Genomic DNA, 18,858 nt, shown 5'->3' with positions numbered 1-18,858 from the left:
TCTTTTACGCTTGTCCGGTGTTAAGACGCGATTGTATCAATGACATCTACAATTCTCCCCGTTTTCGCATCCACCATCACTTCATATTGCTCTAGTTCTCCAAAAGCTGACCGTGTAACACCGGTCTTGTACACCTGCACGGTTTCCCCATTCACATTGTAGGGCTCCGGCTGGGTGTAGATCCATGATCCATCAATCGGCCCACGCTGTTTAAAAGCGGATTTTACGATACGAAGCGCTCTTTCTGAAGAAATATAAGGCTTCATCACATATTGTTTCACAACAACAGCCGTACAAATGCCAAGTCCTGCTCCTAAAAGAAGATGACGCAATTTCAAAATAAAGCACCTCCTGATTGATCGTACTTTCATTATACAGAAACCGCCAAATCCTGTTAAGCGATACGCGGCTCATTGAGCAGATTCAATCAGAGTGCTTGGAAAACAGAATTTTTTCTAATAAAATAAAAGAACTACATAGAAATGAGGGGAAAACATGAATCAAGAAACGAAAGCGCTTTTCCAAACACTGACGCAGCTTCCCGGAGCGCCGGGCAATGAGCATCAGGTCCGTGCGTTTATGAAGCAGGAGCTTGCCAAATATGCCGATGATATCGTTCAGGACAGACTGGGAAGTGTTTTCGGAGTCAGAAAAGGCGGAGAGGACGCGCCGAAAATCATGGTGGCTGGACATATGGATGAAGTCGGATTTATGGTGACATCCATTACAGATAACGGATTACTGAGGTTCCAAACGCTCGGCGGCTGGTGGAGTCAGGTACTGCTGGCGCAAAGAGTAGAAATACAAACAGATAACGGCCCTGTTCCGGGGGTTATTTCAAGCATACCGCCGCATCTGTTAACAGATGCTCAGCGAAACCGTCCGATGGATATCAAAAATATGATGATTGATATCGGAGCAGATGATAAGGAAGACGCCATCAAAATCGGTATTAAACCGGGCCAGCAGGTAGTCCCTGTATGCCCGTTTACCATTATGGCCAATGAAAAGAAAATATTATCAAAAGCGTGGGATAACCGGTACGGCTGCGGATTGAGCATTGAATTGCTGAAGGAATTGCAAGGAAAAGAACTGCCGAATACGCTTTACGCTGGCGCAACCGTTCAGGAAGAAGTCGGCTTAAGAGGCGCGCAAACAGCGTCTCATATGATCAAACCGGATTTGTTCTTCGCGCTTGACGCCAGTCCGGCAAACGACATGAGCGGCGATAAACAGCAGTTTGGGCAGCTTGGGAAGGGCTTTTTGCTGCGCATCCTTGACAGAACAACTGTTATGCACCGAGGAATGAGAGAATTTGTTTTGGATATGGCTGAAACGCATCAGATTCCATATCAATACTTTGTTTCCGGCGGCGGTACAGATGCAGGCAGAGTGCATATTTCAAACAGCGGCGTTCCGTCGGCAGTTATCGGAGTCTGCTCCCGCTACATTCATACAAATGCGTCTATTATCCATATTGATGATTACGCCGCGGCAAAAGAAATGCTGATAAAGCTCGTAACTGCCTGTGACAAGCAGACGGTTGAAGCAATTAAAGAAAATATGTAAAACCTGTAGAAAAAGCTTGTTGAGCAAGGCTTGTAAGCCATGTCGACAAGCTTTTTTCTTATTTTGTTTCAAATACATACGAAAGTGCTTTAATCGCTTGGTTCACCGTTTCAACGGTAATATTCGCTTTGTTTGAAAGCTCTTTTAATGGGTGATGGAGCGATTCAGGACGAATAATGATCAGGGGTTTACCTTTTGCGATAGCATAGGAAGCATCCATTGCTGTGTTCCATTGTTTGTACTTTTCGCCAAACAAGGCAATCACAAAGTCTGCTTTATTCATCAAGACAGCCGTTCTGAAGTTATTGATATCAGAAGCCTTGTCGTCCTTATAGACTGCGTTTGGCTGAGCGCCCATAATTTCTTCTCCGATATTGTCCGAACGGTCGTGGTGCTCCATCGGGCCGACAAACGTAATCGGAAGCTTCAGTGATTTTGTTTTCTCCTTGATTTCCTCACGCCAATTGCTATGGATTTCCCCGGCTAAATAGACGATAAACTCCAAACGGGATCCCTCCTTTTGTATGTCCATTTGTCAATTTTACCCTCATGTACAAAATGTTAAACGAAACGTGCTTGATAATGCAAATAAAATATGATAATGATAATGGGAAAGCTTATCTTACATATTCATTCGTTGCATATAAGTGGTTTTGCCGCAAGCAGTTTGGTATGATCCAAATGGACGAGTATCGATAAATTAACATGTAAGAACATAAACAACTGGAGGGATATGTGATGAAAAAAATCGAGACAACGCAAGAACTGGAAAAAGCGGTAAAGGATGATTGGGCTGTATTTATGTTTTCTGCCGACTGGTGCCCGGACTGCCGTTTTGTAGAGCCTTTTCTACCGGAATTGGAAGCAGATTTTCCTGAATTCACTTACTACTATGTAGACCGCGACAAATTTATTGATACATGCGCAGAGTGGGAGATTTACGGCATTCCAAGCTTTGTTGTGTTTAATGAAGGAAAAGAAGTGAATCGTTTTGTGAGCAAAGACCGTAAAACAAAAGAAGAAATTGAACAGTTTTTAACTGACTCTCTCGCAAAAGCGTAAAGGAGGATATCCGGTTTGAAAATGACCTCAAGGAAGCTGTCAGACATATTGAAACAGCGCCTTCAGCACGAGAATCGCTCCTTTTTATTTGACAGAGAAAAAGACACCCTCCGTGTTGAGGATGAAACAACTAAAAAAGGAATTACGCTTGACCTGCCGCCGATTATTGCAAAATGGGAACTGAAAAAAGACGAAGCCATTGACGAGATCGTTTATTATGTATCAGAAGCCATGGCAGCTATGGAAGGAAAGTCGCAGGAAATAACCGGGAAGGAAAGCCGTATTTATCCGGTCATCCGCTCAACCTCTTTTCCGGACAAGTCCAGCGAAGAGATTCCGCTTATTTATGACGAGCATACCGCAGAAACAAGAATTTATTACGCGCTTGATCTGGGCAAAACCTATCGTTTAATTGATCAGCGCATGCTGGAGAAAGAAAACTGGACGAAGGAGCGTATCAGAGAAACGGCTGCGTTTAACCTCCGCTCCCTGCCGACGGTTGTCAAAGAGGATACTGTTGCCGGCAATCTCTTTTACTTCTTTAGAGCAAACGACGGTTACGACGCTAGCCGGATTCTGAACGAAGCCATTTTAAATGAGTATAAACAAAATGCTAAAGGTGAGCTAGCGATCTCTGTTCCGCATCAGGACGTTCTGATACTTGCTGACATTCGGAATGAATCAGGGTATGATATTTTAGGACAAATGTCGATGAGCTTCTTTGCAGGCGGCACCGTTCCGATTACGGCGCTTTCTTTCCTATACAATGAAGGAAAGCTGGAGCCGGTGTTTATCTTGGCAAAAAGCCGTCCGAAAAAGGATTAGAAAGGATTTTTTACTTATGAACGCTTTTTATAATAAAGAAGGTGTGGGAGATACACTTCTGATCTCTCTAAAAGACGTAACACGCGAGCAAGTAGGCTATGAAAAATACGGCGACGTCGTCAAAATTTACAATAGCGAAACAAATGAAACGACGGGTTTTAACATCTTTAACGCGTCTTCATACTTAACCATTGATGAAAACGGCCCTGTTGCCCTTTCAGAAACATTCGTTCAAGATGTGAATGAAACGTTAAACAGAAACGGCATTGAAGAAACATTAGTCGTTGATTTATCGCCAAAGTTTGTCGTCGGATATGTTGAATCAAAAGAAAAACATCCGAATGCTGATAAACTAAGCGTTTGTAAAGTCAATGTAGGGGACGAAACGCTTCAGATCGTATGCGGCGCGCCTAACGTTGACCAAGGCCAAAAAGTTGTTGTTGCCAAAGTCGGCGCTGTGATGCCGAGCGGGCTTGTCATCAAGGATGCTGAGCTTCGAGGCGTACCGTCCAGCGGAATGATCTGCTCCGCAAAAGAGCTTGCATTGCCTGACGCTCCTGCTGAAAAAGGAATTCTTGTATTAGAAGGAGACCATGAGGCTGGAGACGCATTTCAGTTTTAGACTCCCATAAATACGCCGAAAAAATCGAATCATGTAAAAAAAGCCGCTAAGCTCTTGTTTAGCGGCTTTGTTTTGCTGAAAGCTTAATCTTTTCTGGGCCGACAAGCAGTGGTATACTAAAAATCGTCCCAGAAAACTATAAGGGAGTTAGAGATGACTTATGAGTTGGCTTCATAAATTTTTTGATTTGTTTTTAGGAGAGAGTGAGGAGGATGCTGAACGGGAGACAAAACCCGCTCAAGTTCCGAAACAGCAAGAATCGCATCACTCCGAAGGACAATTAAAACGATTGGAAGATCCTAAAATATATTACGAATATCCTAAAGGCAAGTTCCGTTTTCCGGTTGTGCCTGACGGATACCAAAAAAATGATTTGAGAAGGCGCCGCCCGCCATCGGAGGAACCGCAAGCCGCGCCTCGTTCGGGAGCTGCTCAGCACAGAGACCGCACAAATAATGAAAAAGAGCACCGTACATATGAAAAATCAGAGCCGGCCAAGAAACCGTTTAAACCGACAAATATCCCTTCGCCTGTATATGGATTTAATCAAAAACCATCTGTGAAAAAGGACATGCCGAAACAATCTGCGGAAAAAAAAGGTGAGCAAAAGAAGCCGGAACCTGTGAAGGTAACACTGCTTTCAGAAGAAATCGAACGCGAACGCAGCTATTCGATGCCGGACCGGCCGCCGCAGCAACAGAAGGAACCCCTCTTTTCACATGTCCGATTGGATGAAGAGCCTTCTGGCGTCCAAAAAAGTACGAATGAAACAATGGCAAAGCACTCAGCAGAGGAGCTGTCAGACAAAAAAGTAACCGCTGGAGAAAAAATGGCTCCAAAAGCTGCTGAGATGCCGTCAGAAGAAACAGAGCAAATGAATGATCAGCAGGAAGAATCTTTCTTGCACGAAGAAACATCTTGGGAAGAGACTGTGACAGGTACCGGAATGGAGGCAGAAACCCTGTCAGCCAACGGTGTAAATCCCCATGAAGAAGCTGTGCTAGAAACTGCTGACACCGTCTCAACTAAACAAACAGAGATCCAAGAGCCTGAAAAGGAAGAGCATTTCTTACCCGATGAGCGGTATGGGGAAGAGACTGTGACTGGTGCTGGAACTGAGGCGGAAGAGCCGTCAGCCAACGAAGGAAACGTTCATCCAGAAACTGCTGAAACCTTCTCAGCCCCAGCAGAACAAATGGAAATCCATGAGCATGAAAAGCCTCTTGTGCATAATGAACGATACGAGGAAGAGGCTGTGCCAGAAGAAGCCCTGCAAGAAGCAGAGGAACAGTCAGACAGCGATACAGCTGTTCACGAAGAAAGCATTCCGGAAGTTGCATCAGCTCAAATGATAGAGGAAAACAACCAGCCTGAAGCATCCGTGGCCCAGATAGAAGGTGATTCACAACCGGAACATAGCACAGAAGAGGGTTCTCCATCCTATTCTGCGGCGGATGATAGCCCTGCGGCAGAAAGACGCACGGCTACAGCAGAACAGCAGAACAGAGCCAAGAAGCCTAGTGACAATCCTAAACGAAGTCCGGCACTTCAGAAGGGACCGTCTGTTCCTTTTAATGTTATGATGCTGAAAAGCGATACGCATAAACAGCAAAAAGCAGGGGAGCGCCGCGGAAGCTATGTGTTCCCGAATGTCTCACTGCTTGATGTGCCGCCAGCACAAGTTCAGGACGATGCTGCGTGGATAGAAGAGCAGCGTCAGCTCCTTGATTTAACTTTGAAAAACTTTAACGTTCGGGCCAATGTGGTTCATGTAACGCAAGGGCCGTCAGTCACAAGATTTGAAGTACACCCTGAACCAGGTGTAAAGGTAAATAAAATCACCAATCTGTCTGATGACATTAAACTCAGCCTGTCCGCAAAAGATATTCGAATTGAGGCGCCGATTCCGGGGAAAAACACGATCGGAATTGAAGTGCCGAACCGTACGAGCAAGGTGGTTGATTTGCGCCAGATGATTCGCAGTTCCGCTTTCAGGACGAGCACATCACCGCTTACGTCAGCACTCGGATTGGATATTTCGGGGAATCCTGTTGTCATTGATCTGAAAAAAATGCCGCACGGTCTTATCGCCGGAGCTACAGGATCGGGAAAAAGCGTGTGCATCAATACCATTTTAGTGAGTCTGCTTTATAAAGCTGATCCGAGTGAAGTGAAGGTGCTGCTGATTGATCCGAAAATGGTGGAGCTTGCGCCTTACAACAAGATTCCTCACCTCGTCAGCCCTGTCATTACAGACGCCAAAGCGGCCACAGCTGCTTTAAAATGGGTTGTTGAGGAAATGGAGCGGCGCTATGAACTGTTTGCCCATTCCGGTGTTCGCGATATTGACCGTTTTAATCAATTAACCTCCGATCACCAAACGGGCGAAAAACTGCCGTATTTAGTTGTGGTCATTGACGAGCTTGCGGATTTGATGATGGTAGCTCCAAATGATGTAGAAGAAAGCATTGCCCGGATTGCTCAAAAAGCAAGAGCCTGCGGAATTCATTTGCTTGTCGCGACTCAGCGCCCGTCAGTCGATGTCATTACCGGTCTGATAAAAGCGAATATCCCGACGAGAATTGCGTTTTCTGTCTCCAGCCAGGTTGATTCCCGAACAATCATTGACATGGCTGGTGCGGAAAAACTTCTCGGTAAAGGAGACATGCTCTTTTTAGAGAACGGTTCTGGAAAACCGGTCCGTCTTCAAGGCAACTTTGTATCGGACCGAGAAATTGACCGTGTTGTTTCCCATGTCAGAAACCAGCTGCCGCCAGCTTATTTGTTTGAACAAGAAGAATTGGTCAGACAAGGCTCTGCCTTAAAGGAAGAGGATGAACTGTTTTATGAGGCGTGTGAATTTGTTGTTGAGCAAAACAGTGCAAGCACGTCAAGCCTGCAAAGAAGATTCAGAATCGGATATAATCGGGCTGCAAGGCTGATTGACATGATGGAAGCAGAAGGTATGATCTCTGAAGCGAAAGGAAGCAAGCCTCGAGAGGTGCTGATCACTGCAAGTGATTTAATAAACGAATAATATAGGTTCATTTTCACAGCAAACATGGTATGATAATGGATAGATCATTAAACACCTATGCCGCTTTACAGCAGATGGGCATAGAAATTGTGATATTCAGGTTTAATCGGAAAGAAATAACCGGATACTGAACATAACAAAAAATATAAGGATACGCCGCAGGCGGCTTTTCAGCCGCCGCGGTCGCAAATTGAAATGAACGTCATATACTGGGGAACAGATAGACGTTTGTTGGAGGTACAATTATGACTGTTTATCATTTTGTTGGAATAAAAGGGACGGGTATGAGTCCGCTTGCCCAAATACTTCATGATAATGGATATACTGTCCAAGGATCGGATATCGAAAAATTCATTTTCACACAAACGGCGCTTGAAAAGAGAAACATCACCGTTCTTCCTTTTAGCGCGGATAACATCAAACCCGGCATGACAGTTATCGCTGGAAACGCATTCCCAGACACGCATCCTGAGATTGAAAAAGCGCTGTCTGACGGAATTCCGGTGATTCGTTATCATAAGTTTTTAGGTGACTATATGAAAAAGTTCACCAGTGTCGCGGTTACTGGTGCGCACGGCAAAACGTCAACTACGGGGCTGCTGGCACACGTCATCCAAAACGCAAAGCCAACGTCTTTCTTAATCGGGGACGGAACAGGCGCAGGAAATGAAAACAGCGAATACTTCGTATTTGAAGCGTGTGAATACCGCCGTCATTTCTTAAGCTATCAGCCTGACTACGCAATTATGACAAATATTGATTTTGATCATCCTGATTACTTCTCAAATATTGACGATGTGTTTGACGCTTTTCAGGAGATGGCTCTTCAAGTTAACAAAGGCATTATTGCCTGCGGTGACGATGAGTATCTGCCGAAAATCCATGCGAACGTGCCTGTCGTTTATTACGGCACGGGAGAAGAAAATGATTTTCAAGCGAGAAACATCGTAAAAAGTACAGAAGGGACAACTTTCGATGTCTTTGTCCGCAATACATTCTATGACACATTTTATATTCCTGCGTACGGCCATCATAATGTATTGAACTCATTGGCGGTCATCGCGTTGTGCCATTATGAAGAAATTGACGCCAGTGTTATTAAGCATGGCCTCAAATCATTTGGCGGCGTGAAACGCAGATTCAATGAGAAACAGCTCGGAAACCAAGTGTTAATTGATGACTACGCTCACCATCCGACAGAAATAAAAGTGACGATTGAGGCGGCAAGACAGAAATATCCTGATCGTGAAATTGTTGCGGTATTCCAGCCTCATACATTTACGCGGACACAGCAATTCCTTGATGAATTTGCAGATAGCCTGAGTGCGGCAGACTGTGTGTATTTATGCGATATTTTCGGGTCAGCCCGGGAAAACGCAGGGAAGCTGACGATCGGCGACCTGCAGGGAAAAATTAATAATGCCAAGCTGATTGAAGAAGATGATACATCTGTTTTAAAAGCTCATGATAAAGCCGTTCTTATCTTTATGGGAGCAGGAGATATTCAAAAATATATGAAAGCCTACGAAAACGTCATGGCATAATAAAAAGCAGTGATCTCACTGCTTTTTATTTATCTGAAGAGAAATCCTCTTAAAGGATTTTCAACTGGAATGGAGAATAATATGTATACAGCCCAACACATATGTTTATGATTTTACATAACGGGTAAACAGCAGTATATCCTGCAGCAAGGAGGCCTAAGATGATAATCATTCTTTATTTAAGCGTTGCATTAATCGCTGTAGCATTTCTTGTCTTAGTGATCTATTTGTCTAAAACATTAAAGTCACTGCAGCTGACATTAAAACATGTCGCATCCACGCTAGAAGGGCTGGAGGGACAAATGAAAGGCATTACCACTGAAACTGCCGAGCTTTTACATAAGACCAACCGCTTGGCTGAAGACATTCAGGAAAAATCAGAAAAGCTGAACACGGTCGTTCATGCTGTTCAAGGGGTGGGAACCTCTGTACAGCAGTTCAATACATCAATGAAGCAGGCGGCAGGTTCTGTATCGGCATCAGTGAGAGAAAACCAAGATAAAATCAATCAGGTTGTAACCTGGAGCCAAGCAGCGATGGAAATTTGGGAGAAGTGGAAGCAAAAGAAAAAATCAGCTCTTTAAGAGAGAAAAACACTTTGAGGAGGAATAATGATGAGCAAAGATGGAATTAATAGTAAAGATTTTTTAATCGGTACTTTAATCGGAGGAATCATCGGAGCCACCACTGCGCTTTTCCTAGCACCTAAATCTGGGAAAGAACTTCGCGACGATCTCGGAAATCAAGCTGTCGCTCTGCGGGATAAAACAGATAAAATGACGGCAGACGCAAAAGAAAAAGGCACTCAATATGTCAGCATTGCAAAAGACAAAACATCTAACATCACGCAGCTTGTTGCAGATCAGTCAGGACAAATCATGAACAAGGTCAAAGATTTAAGAGACCGTTCAAATTCTGCAAATACCGAGTCATCAGCTGCTATGCAAGATATGAAAAACGAAGCGAAGCAGGCGGCTGACGAAGCAAAAGATCAAGTCCTCCAAACGAAAGAAGACGTAAAAGACGAGCTGAAAGATGCACAAAAACAGGCCGAGCACATCAACCGCTGAGCCCGGAAGGAGCAGACTTGACTAATGGCAAAACAGCTTATCCAATCTGAGGAAGAGTTTAAACGTATTGCAGAAAAGGAAGGCACTTTCTTGTTTTTTAAGCACAGCTTAACATGCCCGATCAGCCAAGCCGCATTTCACGAATTTGATGCCTTTGCAAATCAGCATGAAGAAGTGCCGGCTTACTATCTGCAAGTACAAGAGGCACGGCCTCTGTCAAATTTCATCGCAGAAACATACGGAGTCAAGCACGAAAGCCCTCAAGTTTTCGTGATCCAAAACGGTGAAGTAAAGTGGCATACCTCACATTCACAAATTACAGAAGCGGCGATTGAGCAGCATCTGTCCTAGAAAAAAAGCGTCCAGATATGATCTGGCGCTTTTTTTTTGAAAAAACTATTGATCATTTTCGTCACATCATGTACGATAGCATCATACATTACTTTATCACTTAAAAGCGTTTGGGTAATAAAGTAGACTTTTTTAAAAATTTTGTATTTCAGTATTTCTATTTGGTTTTACTTATAGTAAGATGCATGTTAACTACAAAATAAAAAATGAATGTGCAGGGAAAGGATGAAAAAAATGAGCAACACAGAGTTAGAGCTTCTAAGGCAGCAAGCAGACGAATTAAACTTGCAAATTTTAAAATTAATCAACCAGCGCGGAAATGTTGTGAAAGAGATCGGTAAAGCGAAAGAAGCGCAGGGTGTTAATCGCTTTGATCCTGTCAGAGAACGTACAATGTTAAATAAAATCATTGAAAACAATGACGGACCGTTCGAAAATTCTACTATCCAGCACATTTTTAAAGAAATCTTTAAAGCAGGTTTAGAGCTTCAGGAGGAAGACCACAGCAAAGCGTTGCTTGTTTCCCGCAAGAAAAAACCTGAAGATACAATCGTTGATATCAAAGGTGAAAAAGTCGGAGATGGCCAACAAAGATTTATCGTCGGACCATGTGCGGTTGAGAGCTATGAGCAGGTAGCAGAAGTGGCTGCGGCTGCTAAAAAACAAGGGATTAAAATTCTTCGCGGAGGAGCTTTTAAGCCTCGTACGAGCCCATACGATTTCCAGGGCCTCGGTGTAGAAGGACTTCAAATCTTAAAACGTGTAGCGGACGAATTTGATCTGGCTGTTATCAGCGAAATCGTAACTCCGGCTCATATTGAAGAAGCGCTTGATTATATTGATGTAATTCAGATCGGTGCGCGTAATATGCAGAACTTTGAATTGCTCAAAGCTGCAGGTTCCGTGAAAAAACCTGTCCTGCTGAAACGCGGACTTGCTGCAACGATCTCGGAATTCATCAATGCAGCTGAATACATTATGGCACAAGGCAATGATCAAATTATTCTTTGTGAGCGCGGTATCAGAACATACGAAACAGCGACGAGAAATACGCTCGATATTTCAGCTGTGCCAATTCTGAAACAGGAAACACATTTGCCGGTCTTTGTTGATGTGACACATTCAACAGGCCGCCGTGACCTCCTTCTTCCGACAGCTAAAGCCGCTTTAGCGATCGGTGCTGACGGCGTTATGGCAGAGGTTCACCCTGATCCATCAGTCGCACTTTCTGACTCTGCTCAGCAAATGGCAATCCCTGAATTTGAAAAATGGCTGAATGAACTGAAACCAATGGTGAAAGTCAACGCCTAATGGAATGAGATCAATACAAAAGGCCGCATATGCGGCCTTTTTTTGCGCTTTCTCGTTTATTTAATTATAAAACTCAAGTATACGTTTTCATCATCTATAAAAACGTGTATAATTTCATGAGAAGTAATTAAATTTGATGAATAATGAAAAATAATGTAGACTACTGACTTACGCTTACAAATCATAAACGACATAAATTCGGACATTATGACATTTCTCTACATAAAGTGTTTATGCTATAGATAAGGATAAGTGTATCCAGTAAAAGGAGTGGTTTTAGGATGAGCAATATTACGATCTACGATGTAGCGAGAGAAGCTAATGTAAGCATGGCGACCGTTTCCCGTGTCGTGAACGGTAACCCGAATGTAAAACCGACAACGAGAAAAAAAGTCTTGGAAGCCATTGACCGTCTCGGCTACCGTCCAAACGCGGTGGCAAGAGGGCTTGCAAGCAAAAAAACAACAACTGTAGGTGTCATCATTCCTGATATCTCAAGCATTTTCTATTCAGAGCTTGCGCGAGGAATTGAAGATATCGCGACAATGTATAAATATAACATCATTTTGAGCAACTCTGACCAAAACTTGGAGAAAGAGCTGCACTTATTAAACACAATGCTCGGCAAACAGGTCGACGGCATCGTATTTATGGGCGGAAACATTACGGACGAGCATGTAGCGGAATTTAAGCGTTCCCCAGTGCCGATTGTGCTTGCCGCTTCTGTTGAGGAGCAAGGTGAAACACCATCAGTCGCAATTGATTACGAGCAGGCGATTTATGACGCGGTGAAGCTTTTGGTTGATAAGGGGCACACTGATATTGCATTTGTTTCTGGCCCGATGACAGAACCGATCAACCGCTCAAAGAAACTGCAAGGCTACAAACGGGCGCTTGAAGAGGCGAATCTTCCGTTTAATGAACAATTTGTTGCTGAAGGTGATTACACGTATGATTCCGGACTTGAGGCGCTTCAGCATCTCATGAGCCTGGACAAAAAGCCGACAGCGATTCTTTCTGCAACTGATGAAATGGCGCTCGGCATTATTCATGCCGCACAGGATCAAGGCTTGTCCATTCCTGAGGATCTCGACATTATCGGCTTTGATAATACGAGATTAAGCTTGATGGTTCGACCGCAGCTTTCAACAGTAGTTCAGCCGACATATGATATTGGCGCGGTTGCGATGAGACTGCTGACAAAGCTCATGAATAAAGAGCCGGTGGAAGAGCATATTGTCGAATTGCCGCATCGTATAGAGTTAAGACAGTCAACCAAGTCATAAGAAAAACAAGAAAGCAAGCTTCACCTCTAAGGTGAATTCTTGCTTTTTTCGTATGAGTGAGGAGAAATGATGAAACGTTTTGATTATCTTACACCTGTTGGTTTTGTGTTAGGAACGATTATTATTGTAATTGGAATTATTTCCGGGTCGGGAGTAAGCGGTTTCCGCTCTTTTCTAGATCTGACTTCTTTCTTTATCGTAACAGGAGGGCTTTGCGCCGCTGTTTTTATCAGTTTTCCGCCGAGGGAGCTGAAAAAAACGCCAACTGTGTTAAAGCAGGCATTTATCCGCCAGGAAGACAATGTAAAGGACCTTGTGAAAACCTTCGTTTCCCTTTCCGACCATGCGCGAAAACATGGGCTTTTATCATTGGATGACCAGACTAGAGAAATCAGAGACCCATTCTTGAAAAAAGGGCTGCTTCTGGCGGTTGACGGCTGGGATGAAGAAACGATTCGGCTTGTCATGGATTCAGAAATTGCAGCAATGGAGGAACGGCACCGCAAAGGGCGCCGCGTTTTTGAAAAAGCGGGAGAATTCGCTCCGGCATGGGGCATGATCGGGACACTAGTCGGGCTGGTGCTGATGCTCAAAAATTTAAATGACCCTGATATGCTTGGACCCAATATGGCCGTTGCACTTTTGACGACCTTATACGGTTCATTGCTGGCAAACATGGTATTTAATCCGATTGCGGCTAAGCTTGAAGAAAAAACAGAAAGTGAAATCTTCATCAAACAGGTAATGGTGGAAGGCATTATCGGGATACAATCCGGAAAAAATCCGCGCAATCTGGAAAGCCAGCTCGTCGTTTTCAGCTCTCGGGAAGAATGGCGGAAGCAGCCTAATCAAGTCAAGACAAAAAAGGGATCTGTACATGAAGCTTAGAAGAGAGCGCTTTGAACGAAGGAATGGAAACAGGAAAAACAATCAGTCATCCTCCGGCTGGATGGTAACCTTTACAGATCTGATTACGCTGATTCTTGTGTTCTTTATTTTACTTTTTTCGATGTCGCAGATTGATCTGCAAAAATTTAAAGCAACGGTGAACTCGATCCAAAAGGATGGCAGCGGGCTTCAGCCAGACCAAACAGCCATCGATCAAAAAGACACGCCGTCAGCCGATGCGAAAAAGCAAGAGAATCAGCAGGATCAACTGCTACAAAAAGTAAATGCATACATTCAAAAGCATCAGCTAAAGTCAAAAATGACAGCAAAGCGGGATGAACGCGGGGTCGTGCTCGTTCTTCAGGAAGCGGTGCTGTTTGATTCGGGTGAGGCTGACGTGTTGAATAATGCCGAAACGCTTCTTCACCAAATTGCAGTTCTTCTTCAGACTATTCCAAATGATATTCAGGTGGAGGGCCATACAGACAGCCGAAATATCTCAACGTACAGGTATCCGTCCAACTGGGAGCTATCCGCAGCACGGGCAAGCGGGGTCATTCAATACTTCACATCAAAAGAGGAACTCCCGTCGAAACGGTTTATCGCTGTTGGATATGCGGATACAAAGCCTGTAAAAGATAACAAAACAAATGAGCATATGAAGGAAAACCGGCGTGTGGAAATCGTCATCAAAAAATAAAAAACGACCTCATCGTGAAGGTCGTTTTTTTATTTTGTTTTTTCCTGGCGCTCTGATCGTATCGCATATAACGCTTTGCTGACGGTTTGGGCATTTTTTTCTGTAATTTCTGGCTTGCGTGGAATCGGCGGATATAAATCGGCGGGATCGCTCCAACTGGACGGAAGGGTGACTGGGCATTGCTTTTGCCATTTTGCGATCCATTCAGGTGGTATGTCATGTCCCGGATCGATTCCTTTCATTTCAAGCCATACTCGGGCCCAGGCACGGGGCACCACTCGCCAAATATCATATCCGCCTCCTCCGACGGCGATCCATCTTCCGCCGCAATATTGATGCGCTAGTGCGTGAGCAAGCCGCGGAATTTCATTGTAAATGGAAATCGTTGCCGACAAATGAGTCAGCGGATCGTAGTAATGGGCATCAGCGCCATTTTGGCTGATAATCACATCCGGCTGAAAATAAGCGGCGATTTCTGAAGCTGCTGTCTGGTAGGCTTCAATAAATGAATCATCCTCCGTAAAAGCATCAAGCGGGATATTAAAGGAATATCCGTAGCCTTTTCCGCTGCCTTTTTCCTGAATCTGACCGGTTCCGGGGAATAAATACCGTCCTGTTTCATGAATGGACAGGGTGCATACGTTGGGGTTATCATAAAATGCAAATTGCACACCGTCTCCGTGATGGGCGTCCGTATCAATATACAGCACCCTGGCTTGATATTTTTTCTGAATATATTGAATCGCTACAGCGCTGTCATTGTATATGCAAAATCCTGAAGCCCTTCCACGAAACCCATGGTGCAAGCCTCCCCCAAGGTTGGCAGCATGCAGTGCTTGCCCTGACATGACATAATCCGCAGCCGTTAAGGTGCCGCCGACTAATAGTGAGGCCGCTTCATGCATGCCTGCAAAGACAGGTGTATCTTCCGTACCGAGCCCATAGCTTTCCCCTTCTTCGGCTGGAAGTTTTCCGGCGCCGGCAAGCTTTACTGCCTGGATATAATCGTCAGTGTGAACGAGAGCCAGCTCATCTTCCGCCGCAAGCCGCGGACTGACGATATCTCCCTCGTCAAAGGCATCCATTGATTTGAGCAAATCATATGTCAGGAGAACACGCTGCTGATTAAAGGGGTGCTCCTGGTGAAACATATAGGTCTGATAAGAGGGAGAATAAATGAACACACTATCCCTCATAGCTGATCCCTATGCTCTGACGGCCATACGATGAGATGCCCGTTTTTTTGCAATTCCTGCAAAAACGGCAGCGGATTCATCGTCTTGACACGGAATACAAGCACCTTTGCGCCGGAATCGTCATGAGGATAGACAAGAACGCTCAGTATTTTCACCTGAAGTCTTTGGCAGAGGCTGCTGATATCGGCGAGGCTCTTTGTGATGTCATTTACTTTTATCTCAATCTGCGATCCGGGCTGGTCAGCGCCTGTCAGCTTTACAAAAGTCCGCAGCAAATCGGTTTTTGTCAGAATGCCGATTAACTTTTGATGCTGCACGACAGGAAGGCAGCCAATGCCATGCTCGTAGAAGACTGCTGATATTTCTTCAACAAAATCAAGCGGATGGGCGCATACTACGTCTTTTTTCATAATTGATTCAACGCTTCGTGTGAGAAAACGGCTGCGTTTGCTTTCTTCAAAAATGCTGGGGCTGGCCTGTTTCATATCTCTGTCTGTAATCATCCCAATTACATGGCGGTCTTCGTTAATAACAGGTAAATGCCTGATATGAAATTCTTTCAGCTTGTGTATTGCCGTTTCAAGCGTATCCGTTTTCGTTAATGTGATGACATCCTTTTTCATGATTTGCTCAACAATCATTATCTTTTCCCCTTTGTCTGTGTCAGTTAATACATATAACGATGATAAAAACGGAGCCTGTCAAATTGTTCAATTGATTCCTGGCTGACGTTTTTTCCGATGCGCGCCATCAGGCAGTTCGCAGGATGGGAGCTGATTTCGGGCTCGTCGGTTGCAAACCAGACCAATCCGCCTGCGTTCATCATTTTCTCCATGATCTTTCTGTACTCCCACACATCTTTTTTCATCCCTTTTAAATCCCAATGCCAGTAGTACTCTGTCGTCATCACAATGTAGTTCTCCATTTGTTCGTCCATCATGCTGACGGTCAGAAGCGTTTTTCCGACAGAACATCCCCGGTATGCCGGCGCCACCTCAATGGCTCCGAGCTCAAGCAAATCCTCCATATTTCCTTCTGACCACCTTTCGAGCGGATCAGGGTATAAATACGTCACATAGCCGACAATGGTTTGGCCGTCTCTGGCAATGATAATGCGTCCCTCAGGAAGGCCAGCAATATCGACTAATGCTTCATGCTGTTCCCGGGGCGGCCGAAATGCGGTCAAATCCTTATGAAACTCATAACCTGCCAATTCCTCTGGAGAGACAGGGCCTTCTATCAGTAAGGAGCCGGTTGCTGTTTTGATGTTTGCAGAGTGATATGTTTTATGATGTTCCACTGATTCACCGTCCCATCAATTTCTATAAAAAATACATGCCTCCTTTAAGAATAACAAATTATAAAGCGTTTTCAACATGGTTTATATTTTAAAAATTGAGAAGAATATGAATATATACTATAATAAATGTGACAACTTCAGCAAAGGGGGATGTTTGGACATGAATTTGAAAGCGTTGCCAGCAATAGAGGGGGATCATAATTTAAAAAACTATGAAGAAACGTATCGGCAATTTGATTGGTCCGAAGCAGAGAAACATTTCTCTTGGCATAAGACAGGGAAATTGAATGCGGCTTATGAAACGATAGACCGTCATGCCGAATCTTTTCGAAAAAACAAAGTTGCGCTTTATTATAAGGACGCAAAACGGGATGAAAAATACACATTTAAAGAAATGAAAGAAGAAACAAACAGAGCCGGGAATGTGCTGAGACGGTATGGAAATGTGGAAAAAGGGGACCGCGTTTTTATTTTTATGCCGAGATCACCCGAGCTTTATTTTATTATGCTAGGTGCCATCAAAATCGGCGCAATCGCCGGGCCGTTATTTGAAGCGTTTATGGAGGGGGCTGTTAAGGACCGGCTTCAAAACAGCGAGGCAAAGGTTGTTGTCACGACGCCTGAGCTTTTGGAAAGGATTCCGGTTGACAAGCTGCCTGATTTACAGCGTATATTCATAGTCGGTGGCCAGGCTGAAAAGAGCGGAGCAAACATCATTCATTATGATGAAGTGGCTAAGCATGAGAGCACAAGACTGGACATTGAATGGATGGACAAAAAAGACGGCTATTTGCTTCACTATACATCAGGATCTACGGGTACGCCAAAGGGTGTGCTTCATGTCCATGAGGCAATGGTTCAGCAGTATCAGACAGGAAAATGGGTCCTTGATTTAAAGGAAGAGGACATTTATTGGTGCACGGCCGACCCAGGCTGGGTGACTGGAACGGTGTACGGGATTTTTGCGCCGTGGCTGAACGGAGCGACAAATGTGATTGTCGGCGGACGATTCAGCCCGGAAAGCTGGTATGGCACGATTGAGCAGCTTGGTGTAAACGTCTGGTACAGCGCGCCGACTGCCTTTCGAATGCTGATGGGAGCCGGAGATGATATGGCTGCCAAATATGATCTGACTTCACTCCGTCATGTGCTGAGTGTCGGTGAACCTTTAAATCCGGAAGTAATCAGATGGGGGCATAAAGTCTTTAACCAACGGATTCATGATACATGGTGGATGACAGAAACGGGCGGACAGCTAATCTGCAACTATCCTTGCCTGGATATAAAACCAGGCTCGATGGGAAAACCGATTCCCGGTGTAGAAGCAGCAATCGTTGATAATCAGGGGAACGAGCTTCCGCCGTATCGAATGGGGAACCTCGCCATTAAAAAGGGCTGGCCATCTATGATGCACACGATTTGGAACAACCCTGAAAAATACGAATCTTATTTTATGCCGGGCGGATGGTATGTGTCGGGCGATTCTGCCTACATGGATGATGAAGGGTACTTTTGGTTCCAAGGCAGAGTGGACGATGTCATCATGACCTCCGGTGAGCGCGTCGGGCCATTTGAAGTGGAAAGTAAGCTTGTCGAACATCCAGCAATTGCGGAGGCGGGGGTCATTGGTAAACCTGATCCGGTGCGCGGGGAGATCATTAAAGCCTTTATCGCTCTCAGAGAAGGGTTTGAGCCGTCTGATAAACTGAAGGAAGAAATCCGTCAATTTGTCAAACAAGGTCTTGCAGCCCATGCTGCTCCGCGTGAAATTGAATTTAAGGATAAGCTTCCAAAAACACGAAGCGGTAAGATCATGAGACGTGTGCTGAAGGCATGGGAGCTGAATCTTCCGGCCGGAGACCTGTCAACGATGGAGGATTAAAAGGCGCCGTTGACACGGGATTTTATTTATGTTAAAAATGATATAGCTTCATATGAAAAGGTAAAGATTGAGACAAGTAGAATATCCTTACGTTCCAGAGAGCTGATGGCCGGTGAAAATCAGCACAGACGGATATATCGAATACACTCATGAACCGCTTTTGCAAACAAAGCCGCTCAGGCTTTCAGTAGTGAAAGAACGGACCTGATCCGTTA

Annotated in this window: 20 protein-coding genes and 1 other annotated feature (1 of these 21 only partly in view); of the genes, 15 read left to right on the top strand and 5 right to left on the bottom strand. The window is 44.6% G+C overall.

Features of this window, described 5'->3' with window-relative positions; genetic code table 11:
- Window positions 1–20: 20 nt before the first annotated feature.
- Entirely contained in the window at window positions 21–338 is a 318-nt protein-coding gene (locus NST56_RS15940) for a PepSY domain-containing protein (protein WP_010331516.1), read from the bottom strand.
- A gap of 157 nt (window positions 339–495) precedes the next feature.
- Here NST56_RS15940 and NST56_RS15935 point away from each other — a divergent pair, with 157 nt between their 5' ends.
- Window positions 496–1,569, top strand: coding sequence for a M42 family metallopeptidase (locus NST56_RS15935; RefSeq protein ID WP_168748539.1), 1,074 nt, complete (start codon window positions 496–498; stop codon window positions 1,567–1,569).
- 58 nt (window positions 1,570–1,627) lie between these two features.
- Here the strand turns inward: NST56_RS15935 and NST56_RS15930 are convergent, their stop codons facing one another.
- A complete protein-coding gene (locus NST56_RS15930; RefSeq protein WP_010331514.1) occupies window positions 1,628–2,074 on the bottom strand; it encodes a YtoQ family protein in 447 nt (148 codons plus the stop codon).
- 77 nt (window positions 2,075–2,151) lie between these two features.
- Between NST56_RS15930 and NST56_RS15925 the strand changes: the two genes are divergently transcribed.
- From NST56_RS15925 to motS, 13 genes are all read left to right on the top strand, one after another.
- A complete protein-coding gene (locus NST56_RS15925) occupies window positions 2,152–2,268 on the top strand; it encodes a hypothetical protein (protein ID WP_125825412.1) in 117 nt (38 codons plus the stop codon).
- Between the two features lie 39 nt (window positions 2,269–2,307).
- A complete protein-coding gene (locus NST56_RS15920) occupies window positions 2,308–2,631 on the top strand; it encodes a thioredoxin family protein (protein ID WP_010331513.1) in 324 nt (107 codons plus the stop codon).
- A 15-nt stretch (window positions 2,632–2,646) separates the two neighbouring features.
- Window positions 2,647–3,456, top strand: coding sequence for a DUF1444 domain-containing protein (locus tag NST56_RS15915; RefSeq protein WP_026014592.1), 810 nt, complete (start codon window positions 2,647–2,649; stop codon window positions 3,454–3,456).
- A 16-nt stretch (window positions 3,457–3,472) separates the two neighbouring features.
- Window positions 3,473–4,078 carry a YtpR family tRNA-binding protein gene (gene ytpR, locus NST56_RS15910; protein ID WP_168748537.1) on the top strand — a complete coding sequence of 202 codons (606 nt, stop codon included), beginning with the start codon at window positions 3,473–3,475 and terminating at the stop codon, window positions 4,076–4,078.
- A gap of 160 nt (window positions 4,079–4,238) precedes the next feature.
- On the top strand, window positions 4,239–7,115 hold the full coding sequence (locus NST56_RS15905; protein ID WP_339177699.1) for a DNA translocase FtsK: 2,877 nt from the start codon (window positions 4,239–4,241) through the stop codon (window positions 7,113–7,115).
- A 245-nt stretch (window positions 7,116–7,360) separates the two neighbouring features.
- The gene (gene murC, locus NST56_RS15900; RefSeq protein ID WP_339177696.1) at window positions 7,361–8,659 is read left to right on the top strand and encodes a UDP-N-acetylmuramate--L-alanine ligase; all 1,299 of its coding nucleotides are present in this window, start codon (window positions 7,361–7,363) and stop codon (window positions 8,657–8,659) included.
- A gap of 161 nt (window positions 8,660–8,820) precedes the next feature.
- The gene (locus NST56_RS15895; protein ID WP_148962358.1) at window positions 8,821–9,243 is read left to right on the top strand and encodes a DUF948 domain-containing protein; all 423 of its coding nucleotides are present in this window, start codon (window positions 8,821–8,823) and stop codon (window positions 9,241–9,243) included.
- Between the two features lie 30 nt (window positions 9,244–9,273).
- Window positions 9,274–9,729 carry a YtxH domain-containing protein gene (locus NST56_RS15890; RefSeq protein ID WP_010331507.1) on the top strand — a complete coding sequence of 152 codons (456 nt, stop codon included), beginning with the start codon at window positions 9,274–9,276 and terminating at the stop codon, window positions 9,727–9,729.
- A gap of 24 nt (window positions 9,730–9,753) precedes the next feature.
- Window positions 9,754–10,080, top strand: coding sequence for a bacillithiol system redox-active protein YtxJ (ytxJ, locus tag NST56_RS15885; protein WP_010331506.1), 327 nt, complete (start codon window positions 9,754–9,756; stop codon window positions 10,078–10,080).
- Window positions 10,081–10,314: 234 nt separating this feature from the next.
- Window positions 10,315–11,391, top strand: coding sequence for a bifunctional 3-deoxy-7-phosphoheptulonate synthase/chorismate mutase (locus NST56_RS15880; RefSeq protein WP_024122514.1), 1,077 nt, complete (start codon window positions 10,315–10,317; stop codon window positions 11,389–11,391).
- Window positions 11,392–11,672: 281 nt separating this feature from the next.
- Complete coding sequence (gene ccpA / locus NST56_RS15875) at window positions 11,673–12,677, top strand: catabolite control protein A (protein ID WP_024122513.1); 1,005 nt, start codon at window positions 11,673–11,675, stop codon at window positions 12,675–12,677.
- 69 nt (window positions 12,678–12,746) lie between these two features.
- Window positions 12,747–13,565, top strand: coding sequence for a flagellar motor protein MotP (gene motP, locus NST56_RS15870; protein WP_168748534.1), 819 nt, complete (start codon window positions 12,747–12,749; stop codon window positions 13,563–13,565).
- Window positions 13,555–14,265 carry a flagellar motor protein MotS gene (gene motS, locus NST56_RS15865; RefSeq protein WP_168748533.1) on the top strand — a complete coding sequence of 237 codons (711 nt, stop codon included), beginning with the start codon at window positions 13,555–13,557 and terminating at the stop codon, window positions 14,263–14,265. The genes motP and motS overlap by 11 nt, the downstream gene beginning before the upstream one ends.
- Window positions 14,266–14,294: 29 nt before the next feature.
- On the opposite strand, the gene NST56_RS15860 is transcribed toward motS, so the two are convergent.
- Genes NST56_RS15860 through acuA form a run of 3 tightly spaced genes read right to left on the bottom strand, consistent with a single transcriptional unit; the run spans window position 14,295 to window position 16,761 of the window.
- Window positions 14,295–15,461 carry an acetoin utilization protein AcuC gene (locus tag NST56_RS15860; protein ID WP_168748532.1) on the bottom strand — a complete coding sequence of 389 codons (1,167 nt, stop codon included), beginning with the start codon at window positions 15,459–15,461 and terminating at the stop codon, window positions 14,295–14,297.
- A complete protein-coding gene (locus NST56_RS15855; RefSeq protein ID WP_168748531.1) occupies window positions 15,458–16,102 on the bottom strand; it encodes an acetoin utilization AcuB family protein in 645 nt (214 codons plus the stop codon). Before NST56_RS15855 ends, NST56_RS15860 begins: the two co-directional genes overlap by 4 nt.
- A gap of 26 nt (window positions 16,103–16,128) precedes the next feature.
- Complete coding sequence (gene acuA / locus NST56_RS15850; protein WP_168748530.1) at window positions 16,129–16,761, bottom strand: acetoin utilization protein acetyltransferase AcuA; 633 nt, start codon at window positions 16,759–16,761, stop codon at window positions 16,129–16,131.
- A 160-nt stretch (window positions 16,762–16,921) separates the two neighbouring features.
- On the opposite strand from acuA, the gene acsA reads away from it, so the two are divergent.
- Window positions 16,922–18,643, top strand: a complete 1,722-nt coding sequence (gene acsA / locus NST56_RS15845) for an acetate--CoA ligase (protein WP_339177684.1) — start codon at window positions 16,922–16,924, stop codon at window positions 18,641–18,643.
- A gap of 54 nt (window positions 18,644–18,697) precedes the next feature.
- Window positions 18,698–18,858, top strand: a binding site (T-box leader) (it continues 81 nt past the right edge of the window).

Source organism: Bacillus sp. FSL R5-0560, from assembly GCF_037966305.1.
GTDB classification, from domain to species: domain Bacteria; phylum Bacillota; class Bacilli; order Bacillales; family Bacillaceae; genus Bacillus; species Bacillus mojavensis.
The sequence above is the reverse complement of the archived record's forward strand: the minus strand, read 5'-3'. Positions and strand labels throughout refer to the sequence as shown.